This is a genomic window from Streptomyces sp. NBC_00669, assembly GCF_036226785.1.
GTDB lineage: Bacteria > Actinomycetota > Actinomycetes > Streptomycetales > Streptomycetaceae > Actinacidiphila.
Window position 1 is genome coordinate 8708188 of the sequence record NZ_CP109018.1, and the last position, 16670, is coordinate 8724857.

Annotated in this window: 10 protein-coding genes; 6 read left to right on the forward strand and 4 right to left on the reverse strand. The window is 73.6% G+C overall.

The genetic code is table 11. From position 1 onward, the window contains the following. Window positions 1-154: 154 nt before the first annotated feature. On the reverse strand, window positions 155-2344 hold the full coding sequence (locus tag OG896_RS36715) for a hypothetical protein (RefSeq protein ID WP_329372355.1): 2190 nt from the start codon (window positions 2342-2344) through the stop codon (window positions 155-157). A gap of 198 nt (window positions 2345-2542) precedes the next feature. Here OG896_RS36715 and OG896_RS36720 point away from each other — a divergent pair, with 198 nt between their 5' ends. From OG896_RS36720 to OG896_RS36730, 3 genes are all read left to right on the forward strand, one after another. Continuing rightward, window positions 2543-3568 (forward strand): LacI family DNA-binding transcriptional regulator, encoded by a 1026-nt coding sequence (locus OG896_RS36720; protein ID WP_329372356.1) that lies wholly within the window; start codon window positions 2543-2545, stop codon window positions 3566-3568. Between the two features lie 144 nt (window positions 3569-3712). Then, window positions 3713-6871 carry a glycoside hydrolase family 2 TIM barrel-domain containing protein gene (locus OG896_RS36725; protein WP_329372358.1) on the forward strand — a complete coding sequence of 1053 codons (3159 nt, stop codon included), beginning with the start codon at window positions 3713-3715 and terminating at the stop codon, window positions 6869-6871. Between the two features lie 137 nt (window positions 6872-7008). Beyond that, on the forward strand, window positions 7009-8019 hold the full coding sequence (locus OG896_RS36730) for a LacI family DNA-binding transcriptional regulator (protein WP_329372359.1): 1011 nt from the start codon (window positions 7009-7011) through the stop codon (window positions 8017-8019). A 58-nt stretch (window positions 8020-8077) separates the two neighbouring features. On the opposite strand, the gene OG896_RS36735 is transcribed toward OG896_RS36730, so the two are convergent. Both OG896_RS36735 and OG896_RS36740 read right to left on the reverse strand, forming a co-directional pair. Then, window positions 8078-8845, reverse strand: coding sequence for a dienelactone hydrolase family protein (locus tag OG896_RS36735; protein ID WP_443057206.1), 768 nt, complete (start codon window positions 8843-8845; stop codon window positions 8078-8080). 170 nt (window positions 8846-9015) lie between these two features. Continuing rightward, window positions 9016-9261, reverse strand: coding sequence for a hypothetical protein (locus tag OG896_RS36740; protein WP_329372361.1), 246 nt, complete (start codon window positions 9259-9261; stop codon window positions 9016-9018). Between the two features lie 265 nt (window positions 9262-9526). On the opposite strand from OG896_RS36740, the gene OG896_RS36745 reads away from it, so the two are divergent. Both OG896_RS36745 and OG896_RS36750 read left to right on the forward strand, forming a co-directional pair. Next, a complete protein-coding gene (locus OG896_RS36745; protein ID WP_443057283.1) occupies window positions 9527-11311 on the forward strand; it encodes an ABC transporter ATP-binding protein in 1785 nt (594 codons plus the stop codon). Further along, a complete protein-coding gene (locus OG896_RS36750) occupies window positions 11311-13392 on the forward strand; it encodes an ABC transporter ATP-binding protein (RefSeq protein WP_329372365.1) in 2082 nt (693 codons plus the stop codon). Before OG896_RS36745 ends, OG896_RS36750 begins: the two co-directional genes overlap by 1 nt. Here the strand turns inward: OG896_RS36750 and OG896_RS36755 are convergent. Beyond that, window positions 13275-14210, reverse strand: coding sequence for an SMP-30/gluconolactonase/LRE family protein (locus OG896_RS36755; protein ID WP_329372367.1), 936 nt, complete (start codon window positions 14208-14210; stop codon window positions 13275-13277). The genes OG896_RS36750 and OG896_RS36755 overlap by 118 nt on opposite strands. A 346-nt stretch (window positions 14211-14556) precedes the next feature. Here OG896_RS36755 and OG896_RS36760 point away from each other — a divergent pair, with 346 nt between their 5' ends. Continuing rightward, complete coding sequence (locus OG896_RS36760; protein ID WP_329372369.1) at window positions 14557-16644, forward strand: alpha-galactosidase; 2088 nt, start codon at window positions 14557-14559, stop codon at window positions 16642-16644. Window positions 16645-16670: the final 26 nt, after the last annotated feature.

A 16670-nucleotide genomic window follows, 5' to 3' on the forward strand; every position in this document is an offset into this window, starting at 1 on the left:
TCGGTTGCTTGTCTGCGGTGCGCGCCGCGCCGTACGACTTCCGCGCGCCGAGACCGTAAGGCGTCGGGCACGTCCCCCACCTCGGCGAGCCCCGTGCCCCGGAAGCGGCGCCGGCGCGGGCGGGCTTCCGGGACACGGGCGCGCGGCCCGCAGGCTACGGCGTCCAGCGGTAGAGCAGCACCTTGTTGTAGAGGTCGTCCTCGACCTGGACCAGGTAGTCGCCGTCGGAGCGCTTGGTCGCGGAGATGCCGTACGGCACGTCCACCCACCCCGACCGGTCGGGCGTGCCGATGATGGAGCCGGCCTGCCAGGTCCCCACCGGGCTGGCGTCGGACGCCTTCCACACCCACACCTGGCCGCGGGTCTCGATGCCGGCCGCGAAGATGTAGTCGCCCGCGAAGGCCAGGCTCACCATCGTCACCACGATGGTCGCGTCGGTGTCCCAGGGCAGCAGCAGGGTCCAGGTCGGCGTGGTGTTGCCGGTGCTCCACTTGTCGTAGCGCACCAGGACCTTGCCGCACTCCTTCCAGTGCGCGTTGTCGAACGGCTGGTCAGGGGTGTACCCGACCATGTACATCACGTCGGTGGCCACGTCGTAGTGCAGCCGGCGGACGACGCTGAACGGAGCCGGGAGCGCGATCGTCTCCATGCTCTCGTAGGTGTAGATCGGGTTCTTCTGGGCGTCGAAGCCCTGCAAGGGGTAGCGGCGCAGGTTGCGGTCGCCGCCCTCCCAGATGTCGCCGCGGTCGTCGACGTACCACACCCAGCAGTTGCTGGGGGAGCTGGTGCCGTCGCCCGGCTGGAGGAACTCCCCTGCCTCGAAAGCCCCGTTGCCGCTCAGGTCGCGCCAGATCCACTGGCCGGTCGCCGGCTGGTTCGGCGGCCAGGTCGGGTCGTCGCCGTTCCAGCGCGCCTTGAAGATGGCGCTGGAGGGCTTGGCGATCTCCCCGTCCATGCGGTAGATGAGCAGGTGCCCGCAGTACATGCCGGTGACGTACATGTACAAGGAGCCGTTCAGGCGCTTGAGGAACGGCGAGGTGGCGGAGTGGGTGTGGCCGGTCAGGAACAGCCGTGGGTCCTGGGGGTACTTGACGGAGTCCAGGGTGTAGCTGCGCCAGGTCGAGTCGCTGCCGGGCGCCTTGCCGTAGTCGACGCTGTAGTGGCACTGCTTGGTGTAGATCTCCACGCCGTCGGAGGCCGGGTCGAAGTCGGCGGCGTCCACGAACGCGCTGCCCTGCAACTGCCAGACCACCGCACCGGTCGGCGAGAACTTCCGCAGCCAGACGCCGAATTCGAACATCGCCACGTAGACGTTGCCGGCCGAGTCGCCGCCGACGCCGACGATCCCGAAGAGCTTGTCCGGCGTGACCCGGCCGGGCGTGCCCGCGCCGATGCCGCCGGCCTGGCCGAGGCTGCGGGCCAGTGACGGCGTCCCGGACAGGTTGGTGTACGTGTGCACCTGGCGCAGCGGGCCGTTGTCGCCGACCAGCAGGTCCCCGTTGACGTCCACTGCCAGCGAGGTCGGTATCCAGTCGGCGGACGGTCCGCTGATCGTCCCGCCCAGCGCGGCACCGGCGTTGGAGAAGTGCAGGATCTGCGCCGGCTTGGTGGGGTCGACGTGCCAGAAGTGGCCGTCGTTGGTGTCGCGGGTGATGTTCGCGACCACCCAGATGTCCCCGTTGGCGGCGATCGTCACCGAGCCGGGCTGGTTGACGCTCCAGGAGTGCTGCACCGCGCCGGTGGCGGCGTCGAAGACCAGGACCTTGTTGTTGGTGCGGTCGGTGGCCACCACCTGCGTGTCGGAGGCCGCCGCCGCGGCCGGCGGGCTGCCGACGGCGTACGTCTGCGAGGTGACGGTGCCGTCCAGGCCGAACCGGGTCAGGCCGTTGCCCACGCTGAGGTACGCGTAGGAGCTGTTGACCGCCACCGCGTCGCCGTTCGCGCCGTGGCAGTTGCCGATGAGGTGGCCGTCCTTGTAGATGCCGGCGTAGTCCCCGCCCTCGTCCCAGAAGCTGACGGTGTAGACGGCGCCGTCGGCGGTGACGGCGATGTTGAAGACGAAGTCCTGCACCCACTCGGTGGCACCGGAGAAGGTGTTCCCGGTCCAGGAGGTGACGACGTTGGTGAGGGTGGTGTCCAGGGCCGCGGCCGGCCGTGCCTTGGCCAGGCTGCCCTTGGCGGTGGTGGCCGTGGCGGCGGAGGCCGAGCCGCCGGCGGCGGCCGGGATCGCCAGGGCCGTGCCCGCGACGATCGCGGCGTTCCGTCCGTAGGTCAGCAGTTGACGGCGGCTGACGGCACCGGTGCGAGGCGCGGGTGGAGTCTGTGCGGGTTCCTGCTCGCTCATGAAAAGGGGTCCTTCGTCGTGGGGGCGGCACTGTGGGGCCGGCCGGGAGTCGATCGAGTGACCGTTCACTTGACGGGACGCCAAGCTAGGTCCCCCCGCATCCCGCGTCAATGGCTCGGACCTCTTCCGCTCGGACGCGTGCGCGCTTAGGATGCGTCACATTGTCAAGTGAACGGTCACTGAGAAACGAGGTCCCGCGTGTCCGACCGGCCGACCCTGCGGACCGTCGCGGCGGAGGCGGGCGTCTCCCACCAGACGGTGTCCCGGGTGATCAACGGCGACCCCACGGTCACCGAGACGATCCGCGACCGGGTGCACTCCGCGATGCGCGTGCTCGACTACCGGCCCAGCGCCGGGGCGCGCGCCCTCGCGAGCGGACGTACCGAGGTCGTCGGCGTGGTCCTCCCGCACAACCCCGGCTTCGCCTTCTCCAACGACCACCTCATCCGCCTGGTCCAGGGCGCGGACCAGGAACTCACCACGCGCGGCTACGGGTTGCTGCTGTCCACCCGCGAGGTGCCCGACGACCCGGCGTCGGCCTACCGGCGCTTCGTGCAGCGCCGCCAGGTCGACGGGCTGCTGGTGGAGGCCGGGGCCGGCGGCGAGTCGCTCAACGCCCTGCGCTCCGCCGGGTATCCGACGGTGGTGATCGGCTACACCGACGAGGACCTCACCTGCGTCCACCCCGACGACGAAGGCGGCGCCTACGCGGTGACCCAGCACCTGCTGGCCCTCGGCCACCGCCGGATCGCGGTGGTCGACGGCCCGCGGGAGAACGGCCTCGCGATGGCCGCGCGGCTGCGCGGGCTGCACCGCGCGTTCGCCGACGCGCACCGCCCCGTCCCCGAAGACCTCATGGAGCAGGGCGACTTCACCGCCGGCTCCGGCTACGCCGCGGCGGAACGGCTGCTGGCTCGGGCCGACCCGCCCACCGCGATCTTCGCCTTCAACGACGGCATGGCGCTGGGCGCGCTGCGCCGGCTGCGCGAGGGTGGGCACGCCCTGCCCGGCGACGTGTCGGTGGCCGGGTTCGACGACACGGAGGCCGCGGACCTCGTCGACCCCTCGCTGACCAGCGTCAGCCTGCACAGCGTGGACGTGGGCCGGCGCGCCGCGCAGATCCTGCTCGACCTGCTCGACGGACGGCCCCCGGCGCAGCGCGAGAACGTCATGCCCAGCACTCTCAAGGTCCGCGCGTCCACGGCGCCGCCGGCCGCGGGCTGACCCCCCGTCGGACCTGACGGGACCCGACCCGACCCGTTCCGACCTGACGCGACCCGAGCAGATCCGTCCGACGTGACGCGATCCGACCAGATCCGACCTGACGCGACCCGAACCGCTCATCCCCCGGAAAGGACCGTCGTACCGATGGACCACGCCCAGAGCCGGACCCACCACCCGGACGGCTGCGCCTACGTCGAGGACGTCTCGCCCGGCAACGGCCGGCTGCGGCCCCGCGCCTCGTTCGACTCCGACGCGCCCGCGATCGACCTGGACGGCCGGTGGAGTTTCCGGCTCGCCGCCGGACTCCACGACCTCACGCCCGGGTTCGAGGACCCGTCCTTCGAGCCCGAGCCCGACGCCGTGTCCGACCGGTCCGGCGCCGGCGGCTGGACCGGCATATCGGTGCCCTCGTGCTGGCAGATGGACGGCGTCCCCGGCCCCGGCCGCTTCGGCACCCCCGCCTACACCAACGTCACCTTCCCGATCCCGGTCGACCCGCCGCGGGTGCCCGACGAGAACCCGACCGGCGAGTACCGCAGGGAGTTCGAGGTCGCGGAGGGCTTCGGCGGCGCAGGAACGGTGGTCCTGCGCTTCGAGGGCGTGGACTCCTGCTTCGCGGTCTGGCTCAACGGGCAGCCGCTCGGCGACGGCAAGGGCAGCCGGCTGCCGACCGAGTTCGACGTCACCGAGGTGCTGCGCCCCGGCCGCAACGTCCTGGCCCTCCGGGTCCACCAGTGGTCCGCCGCCACCTACCTGGAGGACCAGGACATGTGGTGGCTGTCGGGGATCTTCCGCTCGGTACGGCTGCTGGCCCGGCCGGCCGGCGGCATCGCCGACTTCTTCGTGCACGCCGACTACGACCACCGCACCGGCGCCGGCACCCTGCGGATCGACGTCGAGGGCGGCGCCCGCCTGAGCGTGCCCGAACTCGGCATCACCGGCGCCGACCCCGCCGGGCCGTACACCCTGCCGTCCGTCGAGCCCTGGAGCGCCGAGCAACCGCGCCTTTACGAAGGCGAGTTGGCGACGGCGACCGAACGGGTGCCGCTGCGCATCGGGTTCCGCCGGATCGCGGTCGAGGACGGCGTGCTGACCGCCAACGGCACCCCGCTGCTGCTCAGCGGGGTCAACCGGCACGAGTGGGACCCGGTCAGCGGCCGGACCCTGACCCGCGAGACGATGGTCGCCGACGTGCTGCTGATGAAGCGGCACAACATCAACGCCGTACGGACCAGCCACTATCCGCCGGAGTCGGCCTTCCTCGACCTCTGCGACGAGTACGGCCTGTGGGTGGTCGACGAGTGCGACCTGGAGACCCACGGCTTCTCCGAAAACGGCTGGCGGCGCAACCCCAGCGACGACCCGGCCTGGCGTCCCGCGCTGCTCGACCGCGCCGAGCGGATGGTCGAGCGGGACAAGAACCACCCCAGCGTGGTGATCTGGTCGCTCGGCAACGAGTCGGGCGTCGGCGCGAACCTCGTGGCGATGTCCGAGTGGATCAGGGACCGCGACCCGGACCGGCTCATCCACTACGAGGGCGACTGGGACGACTGCGCCTTCACCGACCTGTACTCGGCGATGTACGCCGACTACCCGGTGGTGGCGGCGATCGGGGCGGGGCAGGAGCCGCGCACCGGCGACCCGGCCAACGACGCCCGGCGGCGCGCGATGCCGTTCCTGCTGTGCGAGTACGCCCACGCGATGGGCAACGGCCCCGGCGGACTGCGCCAGTACCAGGAGCTGTTCGAGCTGCACCCGCGGCTGGCTGGCGGCTTCGTGTGGGAGTGGATCGACCACGGCGTCGCCCAGCGCAGCCCCGAGGGCACCCTGTACCACGCCTACGGCGGGGACTTCGGCGAGCCGGTGCACGACGGCAACTTCGTCGCCGACGGCCTGCTCTTCCCCGACCGCACGCCCTCGCCCGGCCTGCTGGAGTACGCCAAGGTGATCGAGCCGGTCCGGATCGCTGCCCGCGCGGACGGCGGCGGCATCGACGTACGCAACCTGCACCACACCCGCGACACCGGCTACCTGCGGTGGACCTGGCTGCTCGAAGTGGACGGCGAGCAGGCCGGGGAGGGGGAGTGGGAGGTGGCCGTGACCGGCCCCGGCGAGAGCGGCCGGGCGGACTGGCCGGAGGACCTGGTGAAGGCGCTCGACGCGGCAGGACCGGGCGAGCGCTGGCTGACCGTGAGCGCGCAACTCGACGCGGACGAGCGGTGGGCCGCGGCCGGGCACACCGTCGCCTGGGCGCAGTTCGCCCCGGCCGGCTCTCCGGTCGCCGGCGACCCCCCGGCCGCCGGTGCGGCCCCGCGCACCGGGGAGCCCGCCGAACGCGCCCCGCGCACCTGGTCGCCGCGGCCCGCGGCGCCGCACCTCCCCGCGGCGCACGCGGACACGGCGGGCACCGCGGGCACGCCGGACACCGCGACGACGACGCCGGTAGTCCGGCGCCGGGGCGCCACCGTCACCCTGGGCGCCGGCGAGTTCGACGCCGTCACCGGCACCCTGATCCGCCTCGGCGACCTGGAACTCGACGGGCCCCGCGTCGACCTGTGGCGGGCCCCGATCGACAACGACCGCCGCTCGCCGCTGCTCGCGGCATGGCAGCGCGCCGGGCTGCACCGGCTGCGGCACAAGGTCCTGGGCATCGAGGCCGGCGACGCGACCCTGACGGTGCGCACCACGATCATCCCGGCCGGTCTGGACATGGCGCTGCTCGCCGACTACCACTGGAGCACCGCCCCCGGGAACCGGCTCGTGCTCACCGTCGACACCGCGCCGACCGCGCCCTGGCCGGTCCCGCTGCCCCGGCTCGGCGTCGCGTTGGGCCTGCCGGGCGCGCTCGACCGGGTGGACTGGTTCGGGCTCGGACCCGGCGAGTCCTACCGGGACAGCGAGGAGGCCGTCCGCGTGGGGCGGTACGCGAGCACCGTCGCCGGGTTGCAGACGCCGTACGTGTACCCGCAGGAGAACGGCAACCGGCGCCATGTGCGGTGGGCCCGGCTTACCGCGGGCGCGGGCGGCCAACCGGCCGTGCCGGGGCTGGAGATCACCGGCAGCCCCTGGTTCGACCTGACCGCGAAACCGTGGTCCACCGCGGAGTTGGCGGCCGCCGCGCACACCTCGGAGCTGCGGCCCGACGGCCGGACACACCTCAACCTGGACCTCGAACACCACGGACTCGGCAGCGCTTCGTGCGGTCCCGCGCTCCAGCCGCGGCACGAACTGGCCGCGCTCCCGGCCCGCTTCACGCTCGGCTTCGGACCGGTCGGGACGGAGGCGGGCGATGGCGTAGGGTGACACCCGCGATGTGGACGGATGTATGATCGGGCGGCGAGACAACGTTGGCCCATCTCTCGGCGCCACGTCGCCGAGGGGAACATCACGTGAGTACATCGAGCCCGAGCCCGAGTGCGGCCGCCCCGCGGCGACCGACGATGACCGATGTCGCCCGTGAGGCCGACGTCAGTCTCAAGACCGTCTCCCGCGTGGTCAACGGCGTGTCCACCGTCGATCCGGAGATGGCCGCACGGGTCCGGGCGGCGGTGGCGCGGCTCGGCTTCCGGCGCAACGGCATGGCCCGTGACCTGCGCACCCGCAGCACCTCCGCCACCGTCGGCCTGCTCATCGAGGACCTGGCCAACCCGTTCTACGCGGGCATCGCCGCCGCCGCGGCGCAGTGCGCCCTGGAGAACGACACCCTGCTGATCACCGCGAGTTCGGAGGAGGACGCCGACCGGGAGCGCAGGCTCCTGCTGCAGATGTGCGAGCGGCGCGTCGACGGGCTGCTGGTGGTACCCGCCGGCAGCACCGCCGACCACGTCTACCTGCGCTCCGAGATCGAGATGGGCACGCCCGCGGTGTTCCTGGACCGGCCGCCCACCAACGTGCGCGCGGACACGGTGCTCATCGACAACGCGGCGGGCGCGCGCTCCGCGATCGAGTACCTGACCGCCCAGGGGCACGAGCGGATCGGCGTCGTGTCGGACTGGCTGAGCATCCATCCGATGTCCGCGCGGCTGTCGGCCGCCGAGGCCGCGCTGGAGCGGGCCGGGGCGCCGTACCGGCCCGACCTGATCCGGTTCGGCCTGCACACCGTGCCGGACACCGAGGCCGCGGTCGAGGAGATGCTCACCGGGCCGCAGCCGCCGACCGCCCTGTTCGCGCTCAACAACCGCCTGACGCTGGGCGTGCTGGGCGCGCTGAACCGGCTCGGGCGGGAGGCCGCCGTGGTCGGCTTCGACGACTTCGAGACCGCGGGACTGATGGCCCACCCGCTGACCGTGGTGTCCTACGACGCCCGCGCGATGGGCCGGATCGGCGCGGAACTGCTCTTCCAGCGGATCGCGGGCGACACGTCGCGACCCAGGACCGTGGTCATCCCCACCACCCTGGTGGAGCACGGCGGGGCGCGCCGCCGCGCGCCCGGCACCCCGGCGGGGGAGTGACCCCCCGGCCGGGCCCGACGGACCGACCGGGGACGCACGCACCCCCATCCGGCCACCGTCAGCCGGTGGCTTCCCGGCCGGGGCCCCGGCCGCCGGCCAGGGCGCGGTCGAGGAGGGGCAGCAGCCGGTCCCAATGCCGTTGCAGCGCTGCCGGGTTGAAGGAGTCGGTGTCGGACATGGTGAAGCCGTGGACGGTGCCGGGGTAGATCTCCGAGGTGTAGGCGACACCCGCGGCGTCCAGGGCCTGGTTCAGCTCGCCGAGGGCCTCGGGCGTCAAGTCGCCCTCGGCGTGGCCGAGGTGGACCTGGGCGGTGAGCCCGGCGAGCCCGTCGGCGCTCACGGGGCCGTGGAACACGGCGACGGCGGCCACCTGGCCGGGGTGCGCCGCGGCGGTGCGCATCGCCAGCAGACCGCCGATGCAGTAGCCGGTCACGGCGACCGGTCCGGCGCCGACCTCGGGCTGGGCGGCGAGGAAACCGAGGTAGGCGTCGGCGTCGCTCAGGACACGCTCGGTGGTGTGCGCCTGGATCAGGGGCATCACCTGCGCGAAGACCGCGGGCCGGGCCTCTTCCCCGATGTACTCGGGCAGTTCGATCACCGGTGCCGGACCGTGCCGGTAGAAGTAGTTGGGGACGAGTACGTAGTACCCGTGCCCGGCCAGTTCGCGGGCCATCTCCCGCAGCACGGGCCGGATGCCGAAGCCGTCGGCGTACATCAGCACCCCGGGATGCCGGTCGCCGCCGTCGGGGAAGGCGGCGAACGCGTCGGCCCGGCCGTCCGCGGTGGGAACCCGCACGGTCCTGGTCTGCACTGGTTGGGTGGGCATGACTTCTCCTGTCGTGGTGGACGTGTCGAGCGGTGGTCAGCACGACAGGAGGCGGAGCCCGCGCGGCGGCGCCGCATTCTCTTTCCCGCGGCGGGCCGGCAGCGGCCCGGACGGCGCTCAGAGGAGCGCCGGGGCATCAATCCGTGTGTGGCGCGAGGCCGTCCCGGTAGTCATCGCCGCACACCGTAGCCACCGGACAGGAGCGGTGCCAACCCTTCGGTCCGGTCCAGCCGGTCCAGCCGGTCCAGCCGGCTCACCCGGTCCGCCCGGTCCGCCCGGTCCGCCGAGCGGTTCGCGAGAACGATCCCGGTCGGTCCGAGGGCTGCGGTATTGTGCTCGGCGCCGCCGAGTGATCGGCGCTGACCGCCGTCGGGCGATCGCCGCACAGGAGTGAAGGGGGTGTTGTCGATGGCCACCGTCTCCGGGTCCCGCATGCACGCGGGCGAGGAACACGCCGTCCAAGTCACCCCGCTCACCGGTTGATCCGCCTGGTGGCGCGCCGGTGGGCTCTCCTGTCAGGAGACCCCTGTGCACGAGCACACACCTGTCATCTCCGTTCCCGCGGCCGGGAGTTCGACCGCGCGGTCCTTGAGGAAGCTGCGGCCGTACCTGTGGCCGCGCCGCTGGAGACTGTGCACCGTATCCGCCCTGGCCGCGCTGGCTTCCCTGCTGGCACTCGCGATGCCGCAGGTCGTCAAATGGATCGTCGACGGGCCCGTGGCGCGGCGCGATCCGCGCGCAGTGGCGCTCGGGGGGCTGGCCCTGCTGCTCCTTGGCGCTGCCGAGGCTTCGCTCTTCGGCGTCCGGCGCCGGCTGGCGGCCGGCCCGCTCGCCGACATCGAGGCGCGGATGCGGGCCGACCTCCACCGGCACGCCCAGCGGCTGCCGCTCGCCGCCCACGACGGCTGGACCAGCGGGCAGTTGCTGTCGCGGGGGACCTCGGACCCCCAGGTCATCCACATGTTCATCGCCGGGCCGCTGACGTTCCTGCCCGTGCACGCCGCCACGCTCGCCGTCGGGGCCGCGATCCTGGTCTGCCAGCAGTGGCTGCTCGCGCTCGTCGTGCTGGCGCCCGTTCCCCTGCTGGTCATCGAGTCCTACCGGTTCGAGTCCAGGTACGCGGACGTCACCCGCCGGGCCCTGGACCTGTCGGGCGATCTGACCACCGCGGTACTGGAGTCGGTGGCGGGCATCCGCGTGATCAAGGGCTTCCGCCGCGGCGAGGACCGGATCGCCCGATTCCGTGACCAGGTCCGGCGGGTGCGGGAAGCCGAGCTGGACAAGGCGCGGCTGCTGGGCGGGATGTCGGCGGTCACCACCGTGCTGCCGGGACTGGCGACCGTGGCCGCCCTGGCGACGGGTGCGGTCCAGGCCGCGGACGGGCAGCTGTCGATCGGATCGCTGCTGGCCTTCCTGGGAACGGTGGCCGCGCTGCGGCCGGCCGTCGAGGGGGCGGGCGGACTGCTGGCCGGGTGCCATGACGCGGCGGCAGCGGCCGACCGGTACTTCGAGGTGCTCGGCCGGCCGATGACGGATGAGCCGGACCCGGGGGACGGTGAACCGGACGTGGGGGCCGGTGAACCGGACCCGGGGGACGGCGAATCGGGCCGGGTGGCGGCAGAAGGCGGGGCCCGCGGCGACCGGCCCACCTGGACCTCCAGGACCCCCGGCCCCGACGCGTCGCCCCGGTCACCGGGGGCACGGCGCCCCGCCGAACTCGCCTTCGCCCGGGTGGACTTCCACTACTCCGACGCCCCCGCCGGCGATCCGCCCGCGCTGCGCGAGGTCACGTTGCGCGTCGCACCCGGTGAGACGCTGGCCGTGGTCGGGGCGACCGGAAGCGGCAAGTCGACGCTCGCCGCCCTGGCCGCACGCCTGTACGACCCGGTGGCGGGCCGGATCACCCTGGACGGCGTCGACATCACCCGCGTCCCCCGCGCCGAGCTGCGGTCCGCGGTGGCCGTCGCCTTCGACGAGCCGATGCTGTTCACCGGGACCGTCATGGACAACGTCCTCATGGGCGCGGAAGCCGGCGCCGACGAGATCGACGAGGCGCTACGGGCCGCGGGCGTCGACGAGTTCGTGCACCGCCTCGCCGACGGTCCCCGCACGCGCGTCGGGGAGGGCGGCATGTCACTGTCGGGCGGACAGCGGCAACGGATCGCCCTCGCGCGGATCATGGTCCGCCGGCCCCGGCTCGCGGTGCTCGACGACCCGCTCTCCGCGCTGGACCTGCACACCGAGGCGCGGGTCCAGGACGCCCTACGCGAGGTGCTGGCCTCGACGACCGCGGTGGTGGTCGCGCACCGGCTCTCCACCGTGCTGATGGCCGACCGGGTCGCACTGCTGGAAGGCGGGCGGGTCACCGCTGCCGGCACCCACGAAGAACTGCTGGCCGCCAGCCCGGCGTACGCGGCACTGATGACCCCGATCGACGTCGCCGCTCACGGGCAGGGGGAAGCCTGATGCGCCGCTCGACCCGCTCCTCGACGCCCGTGGTGCCGGCGGCCCGGCCCGACGCTCCGACCGGGGAAGCCGGGGAAGCCGGGGAAGCCGGGGAAGCCGGGGAAGCCAGGGAAGCCAGGGAAACCGGGGAAGTCGATGAAACCGGGGCGCCGCGGCGGTTCGCGGCTGCCGCCCACGCCGACCGTGAGCGGGCGGACTCGCTGGAGGCGGCCCCGCCGAGGGGCGCGGCCCGGCGGCTGCTGCGCTCGGTGCTGGGACCCGGCGCCCGGCGGCTGCGGCTCGCCGCACTGGTCGTCCTGCTCCAGCAGGCAGCCGCGCAGGCCGGGCCGGTGGCCGTCGCCGTCACGATCGACCGGGCGATCCCGGCGCTGCGGGCCGGAGACGCACGGCCCCTGGCCGCCGTGGCCGCCGGCTACGCGGGCTGCGTCCTGGCGGCGGGTCTGCTCCAGCGCACGTTCATCCGGCTCTCCGTCCAGGTGGGGCAGCACGCGGTCGCCGAACTCCGGCTGCGGCTGTTCGCCCATCTCCAGGCGCAGAGTGTGGAGTTCCACGACACGCACGCGTCCGGCACGCTGGCCTCCCGCGCGTCGAGCGACGTCGAGGCCGTCCGCTCGCTCTTCGACAGCGGGATCGACCAGATCGTCACCGCGGCGGTGTCCCTGGTCTACATCTCCTCGATCCTGCTGGTGCTCGACTGGCGGCTCGGCTGCGCCGCGGTGGCCGCGATGGCCCCGATCCACTGGACCATGCGGTCCTTCCGGCGGCGCTCGCTCCAGGTGTACCGGCGCCGTTCCGGCGCGGCCGCCGCGGCGTCCGCCGACATGAGCGAGTCCTTCGCCGGCATCCGCACGGTGCAGGCGTTCCGTCTCGAACGCGCCAACGAGCGCCGGTTCGGGCGCCTCAACCAGCGGCACCGGAACGAGAACCGGCAGGCCGAACGGGAGATGGCGCGCTATGTGACCTCCTCGCGCCTGGTCGCCAATACCGCCGTTGCCGGTCTGGTGCTGTGGGGCGGATATCGTGTCGCGTCCGGCGCGATGGAACTGGGCAGCTACGCCGGTGTCGTGCTGTATCTGCGGGATCTCTACGACAAGCCGCTCCGGCTGGGCGGCGTCCTGGACGCCTACCAGTCGGCCACGGCTTCGCTGGGCAAGATCGCGGTGCTGCTGTCGACCGAGCCGACGGTCGCCGAGCCCGCCCGCCCCGCTCTGCTGCCCGCGCCCGCCCGCCAACCCGGCGGGCGGCGGGTGAGGTACGACGATGTCACCTTCGCCTACCGCGACGGGCCTGACGTGCTGCGCGGCTTCGCTCTCGACATCCCCGCCGGCCAGACGGTCGCCCTGATCGGCCCCTCCGGCGGCGGGAAGTCCACGCTGGCCGGGTTGCTGGCGCGGGTGCACGATCCGACCGGTGGCCGGGTGCTCCTCGACGGGATCGATCTGCGCTCCCTCGCGGCGAGCGACCTGCGCAACGGCGTGGTCATGGTCCCCCAGGAGGGTTTTCTCTTCTCCGGCACCATCGCGGAGAACATCGCCTTCGCGCGCCCCGACGCCACCTTCGACGAGATCCGGCGCGCCGCCGAAGCGATCGGTGCCCATCCGTTCATCGCGGCGCTGCACGACGGATATCGGACCCAAGTCGGCGGGCGCGGCGGCCGTTTGTCGTCCGGCGAGCGGCAACTGATCTCCCTGGCACGGGTCCTGCTGGTGGACCCGTCCGTCATCGTGCTGGACGAGGCCACTTCGGTCATCGACATCCCGAGCGAACGCGCGGTGCGCACCGCCATGCGTGCGGTGTTCCACGGGCGGACAGCGCTCGTCATCGCCCACCGGATGTCGACGATCCGGATCGCCGACCGCGTGCTGGTGCTGTCCGGCGGCCGGATCGTCGACGACCGCACCCCGGCCGAACTCGCGGCGGAGTACGGCCCTTCACCCCAGGATCTGCCCTCCGGCCGGGTCGCTCACCCCGCGAACGTGCCCACCGCGACCCCGCGGAAGGCCGTGCCCGGCAGCGCGAACACCGACCCGGCGAGCGGTTCCGCCCCATGTCGCAGCCCGTCGGACGCCGAGGTGACGTAGAGCGTGCCGTCCGGCCCGAACGCGCAGGACGACGGCTGCGAGACGGGCAGCCGCAGGACCGCCAGGAGGCGGCCGCGCGGGTCGTGGCGGCGTACCTCGCCCGCGCCCCAGACCGCGATCCACAGGCAGCCGTCCTCGTCGACGCACAGGCCGTCCGGCATGCCGTCGCGGCGGTCGTGGCGCAGCAGTTCGCGGAGCGGCCCGAGCCGGCCGGCGGCCGGCTCGTACGGCGCGGTGAGCACCACGCGGCGCACGCTGTCGGCCAGGTAGAACCGGCTGCCGTCCGGGCTCCAGCCCAGGCCGTTGGGCAGGTCGAGGCCGCGCAGCGCGGTGCGCATCCCGCCGTCGGGGTCCCAGCAGTGCAACGCGCCGCCGCCGGCGGGGAATCCGAGCGTGGTGCTGCCGGCCCAGAAGCGGCCGGCCGGGTCGCACTTGGCGTCGTTCATCCGCCGGTCCGGCTCGGGCAGCAGCGGGTGGACGACGGTCAGGGCGGGGCCGCCGCCTGCCGCGCCGATCACCCCCAACCCCGCGCCCACCGCGGCGACATACCCGCCGCGGTCGCGTACCGCGACCGCTCCCAGGCTCATGCCGACCCGGGCCACCACGGACGCGGAGCCCGGCGCCGACCCGTCCGCCGACCCGTCCGCCGACCCGGACGCGGAACCCCCGGCGGCGAGCGGGGTCCGCGACAGCACCCCGGCCGGAATGTCCACCCAGAGCAGCTCGTTGGTGCGCGGGTCGATCACCGGACCCTCGCCGACGACGGCGTGGCCGCGCACGAAGATCTCCGGGGCGGGCAGAGAAGTGGCTGGTGACACGGGTGTCCTCCGGTGCGGGCGAAGAGATTTCTCGGTAACTCGGGTGAAAACCCTAGGCAACGTTGTCTCGGATGGCTATGGTTCAGCACGACCGAACGCGAGGGACGACCGGGTCGGGACACCAGCCCCGAACCTCCCCCCTCCGTAAGGTGGTTGACGATTCGACAGGTGTCATGACTCATCTGACCAGGAACGAAGACCTCAACTACTGGTGAGCGCACGGCTCGTGCCGTGACGTGTGCCCGTTGCGATCCCTGGAGTGTCCCCTGCGATCCCCGCTGTCCGGGATCTCAGCCAACGTTGTCTCAGATGGTCGGGTGCGACCCGACCGTGGAGGGGAGTGGTGATGGCCGAGTTCGCCGATCCGGCGCGACTGTGGGTCGACGGCGACGCGCTGCGCGTACGGGGCGCCGTGGTCAGCCTGCTGACGGACGGCGCGCGGCTGGGCATCGAGGACGCCGGGACGCAGGAGGCCGGGGCGCAGGACGCCGGGACGCAGGGCGCCGAGAGCGCGACGGTGCTGCACCTTCGCGCCGAGACCGCCGCAACGACCGTGCTGCGCCTGGACGTTCCGCTCGGGGACGCCTCGGGCTACTGGCACCCCGGGGCCGGCTGGGACCGCCACCTGGTGGCGGACTGGGCCAACCCGTGGCGCACCGTCGGCCTCGTCGACTCCGCGCCGCTGGGCTGCCTGTACGACGCGGCCGGCCGCACGCTGCTGGCGTTCGGCTCCGACCGGCTCGCGGCCACCACCCGGCTCCGGTTCGGTGTCGGCGAGGAGGCGGGCCGCTTCGGCGTCTGGCTCGCGATGGACCTGCGGGCGGGCGAGTACTGCCGGATACGCCTCCAGGCGCCGGGCCGCCCCTGGGCGGAGTCCGTACGGGCCCTGACCCGCGCCCTGCCCGATGCCGGCGCGCTGCCCACCCCCGACGCGGCCCGCACCCCCGCGTACTCCACCTGGTACGCGATGCACCGCCAGGTGACCGCCGCGGGGGTCGAGGCCGAGGCCGAGCGGGCCGCGGCGGCCGGCTGCGGGGTGCTGCTGCTGGACGACGGCTGGCAGCTCCACGCGGAGGGCGCCGGCTACTCCGGCAGCGGTGACTGGCACCCGGACCCGGCGAAGTTCCCGGACTTCGCCGCGCACGTCAAGACCGTGCAGGGCATGGGGCTGCGCTACGTGGCGTGGATCGCCCCGCTGCTCGTCGGCGAACGCACCGCGGCCCACCGGGAGATGGCCGAGGTCGCGCCGCACGCGATCGAGCGGCTCGGCTGCCGGGTGCTGGACCCGCGCCGGCCGGAGGCGCGGCGGTTCGCCGTCGACTCCTGCGTCGAGCTGGTCCGCCGCTACGGGCTCGACGGACTCAAGATCGACTTCCTGGACTTCGCGACGGCCTACGCGGGCCGGGACGGTGAGAGGGCCGGCCGCGATGACGGCGCCGGTGCCGGCGGTGGTGCCTCCACGGACGCCGGCACCGGCGTCGCCACCGATGCCGGCACCCATCCCGGCACGGAACCCGACGTCGCCACCGCCACCGCCACCGATGCCGAGCCCGAGCCCGAACCCGAACCCGCCACCGAAGCCGGTCCCGACACCAGCGCCGAGCCCGGCACCGATGTCGGCCTGGCCATGCGGCAGTTGCTCACCGAACTGCGGGACCGGCTGCGCGAGCTGCGCGGCGACGAGCTGCTCGTCGAACTCCGGCAGCCGTACACCGGGCCCGGCATGCACGGCTTCGGCAACCTGCTGCGGGCCGCCGACTGCCCGGCCGACGCCACCGCCAACCGCGTCCGCACCCTGGACGTCGGGCTGCTCGCCGGGACCGCCGCCGTCCACTCCGACATGCTCATGTGGGACCCCGGCGCCACGGCGCGGGCGGCGGCCAGGCAACTGCACTCCGCGCTGTTCGCCACCCCGCAGATCTCCGTCGAGCTGGCCGGACTGTCCGCGGAGCACCATGCGATGACCGTGTTCTGGCTCGGGTTCTGGCGGACCCACCGCGATGTCCTGACCCGGGGTGAGATCCGGACCGGACGCCCCGACCTGCTCCACCAGACGGTCACCGCGAGCCTGGGCCGGCGCGTCGTCATCGCCTTCTACGCCGAGCACCGCGTCGCCCCGGTCCGCCTGGCCGGCCGCAGCGAGGTGGCCCTGGTCAACTCCACCGCCGCCGCCCATGTGGTCCTGGACGTCGAGGGCCCGGGCGTCCGGGTCCGGCTCGACACCTTCGACGCCTGCGGCAGGCCCGCCGGTTCGGGCCCGCGCACGCTCGGCCCCGGGCTCACCCGGATCGCCGTTCCCCCCTCCGGCCTGTGCGTCGTCACGCCGGAGCCGCCGGAGCCGCCGGAGCCGCCGGAGCCGCCGGAGCCGCCGCAGTCACCGCAGCCATCGCAGTCACCGCAGTCACCGCACTCGCCCGACCCATCCCCGCGCTGAAGAACCGAAGACGAAGACGGAAGAGG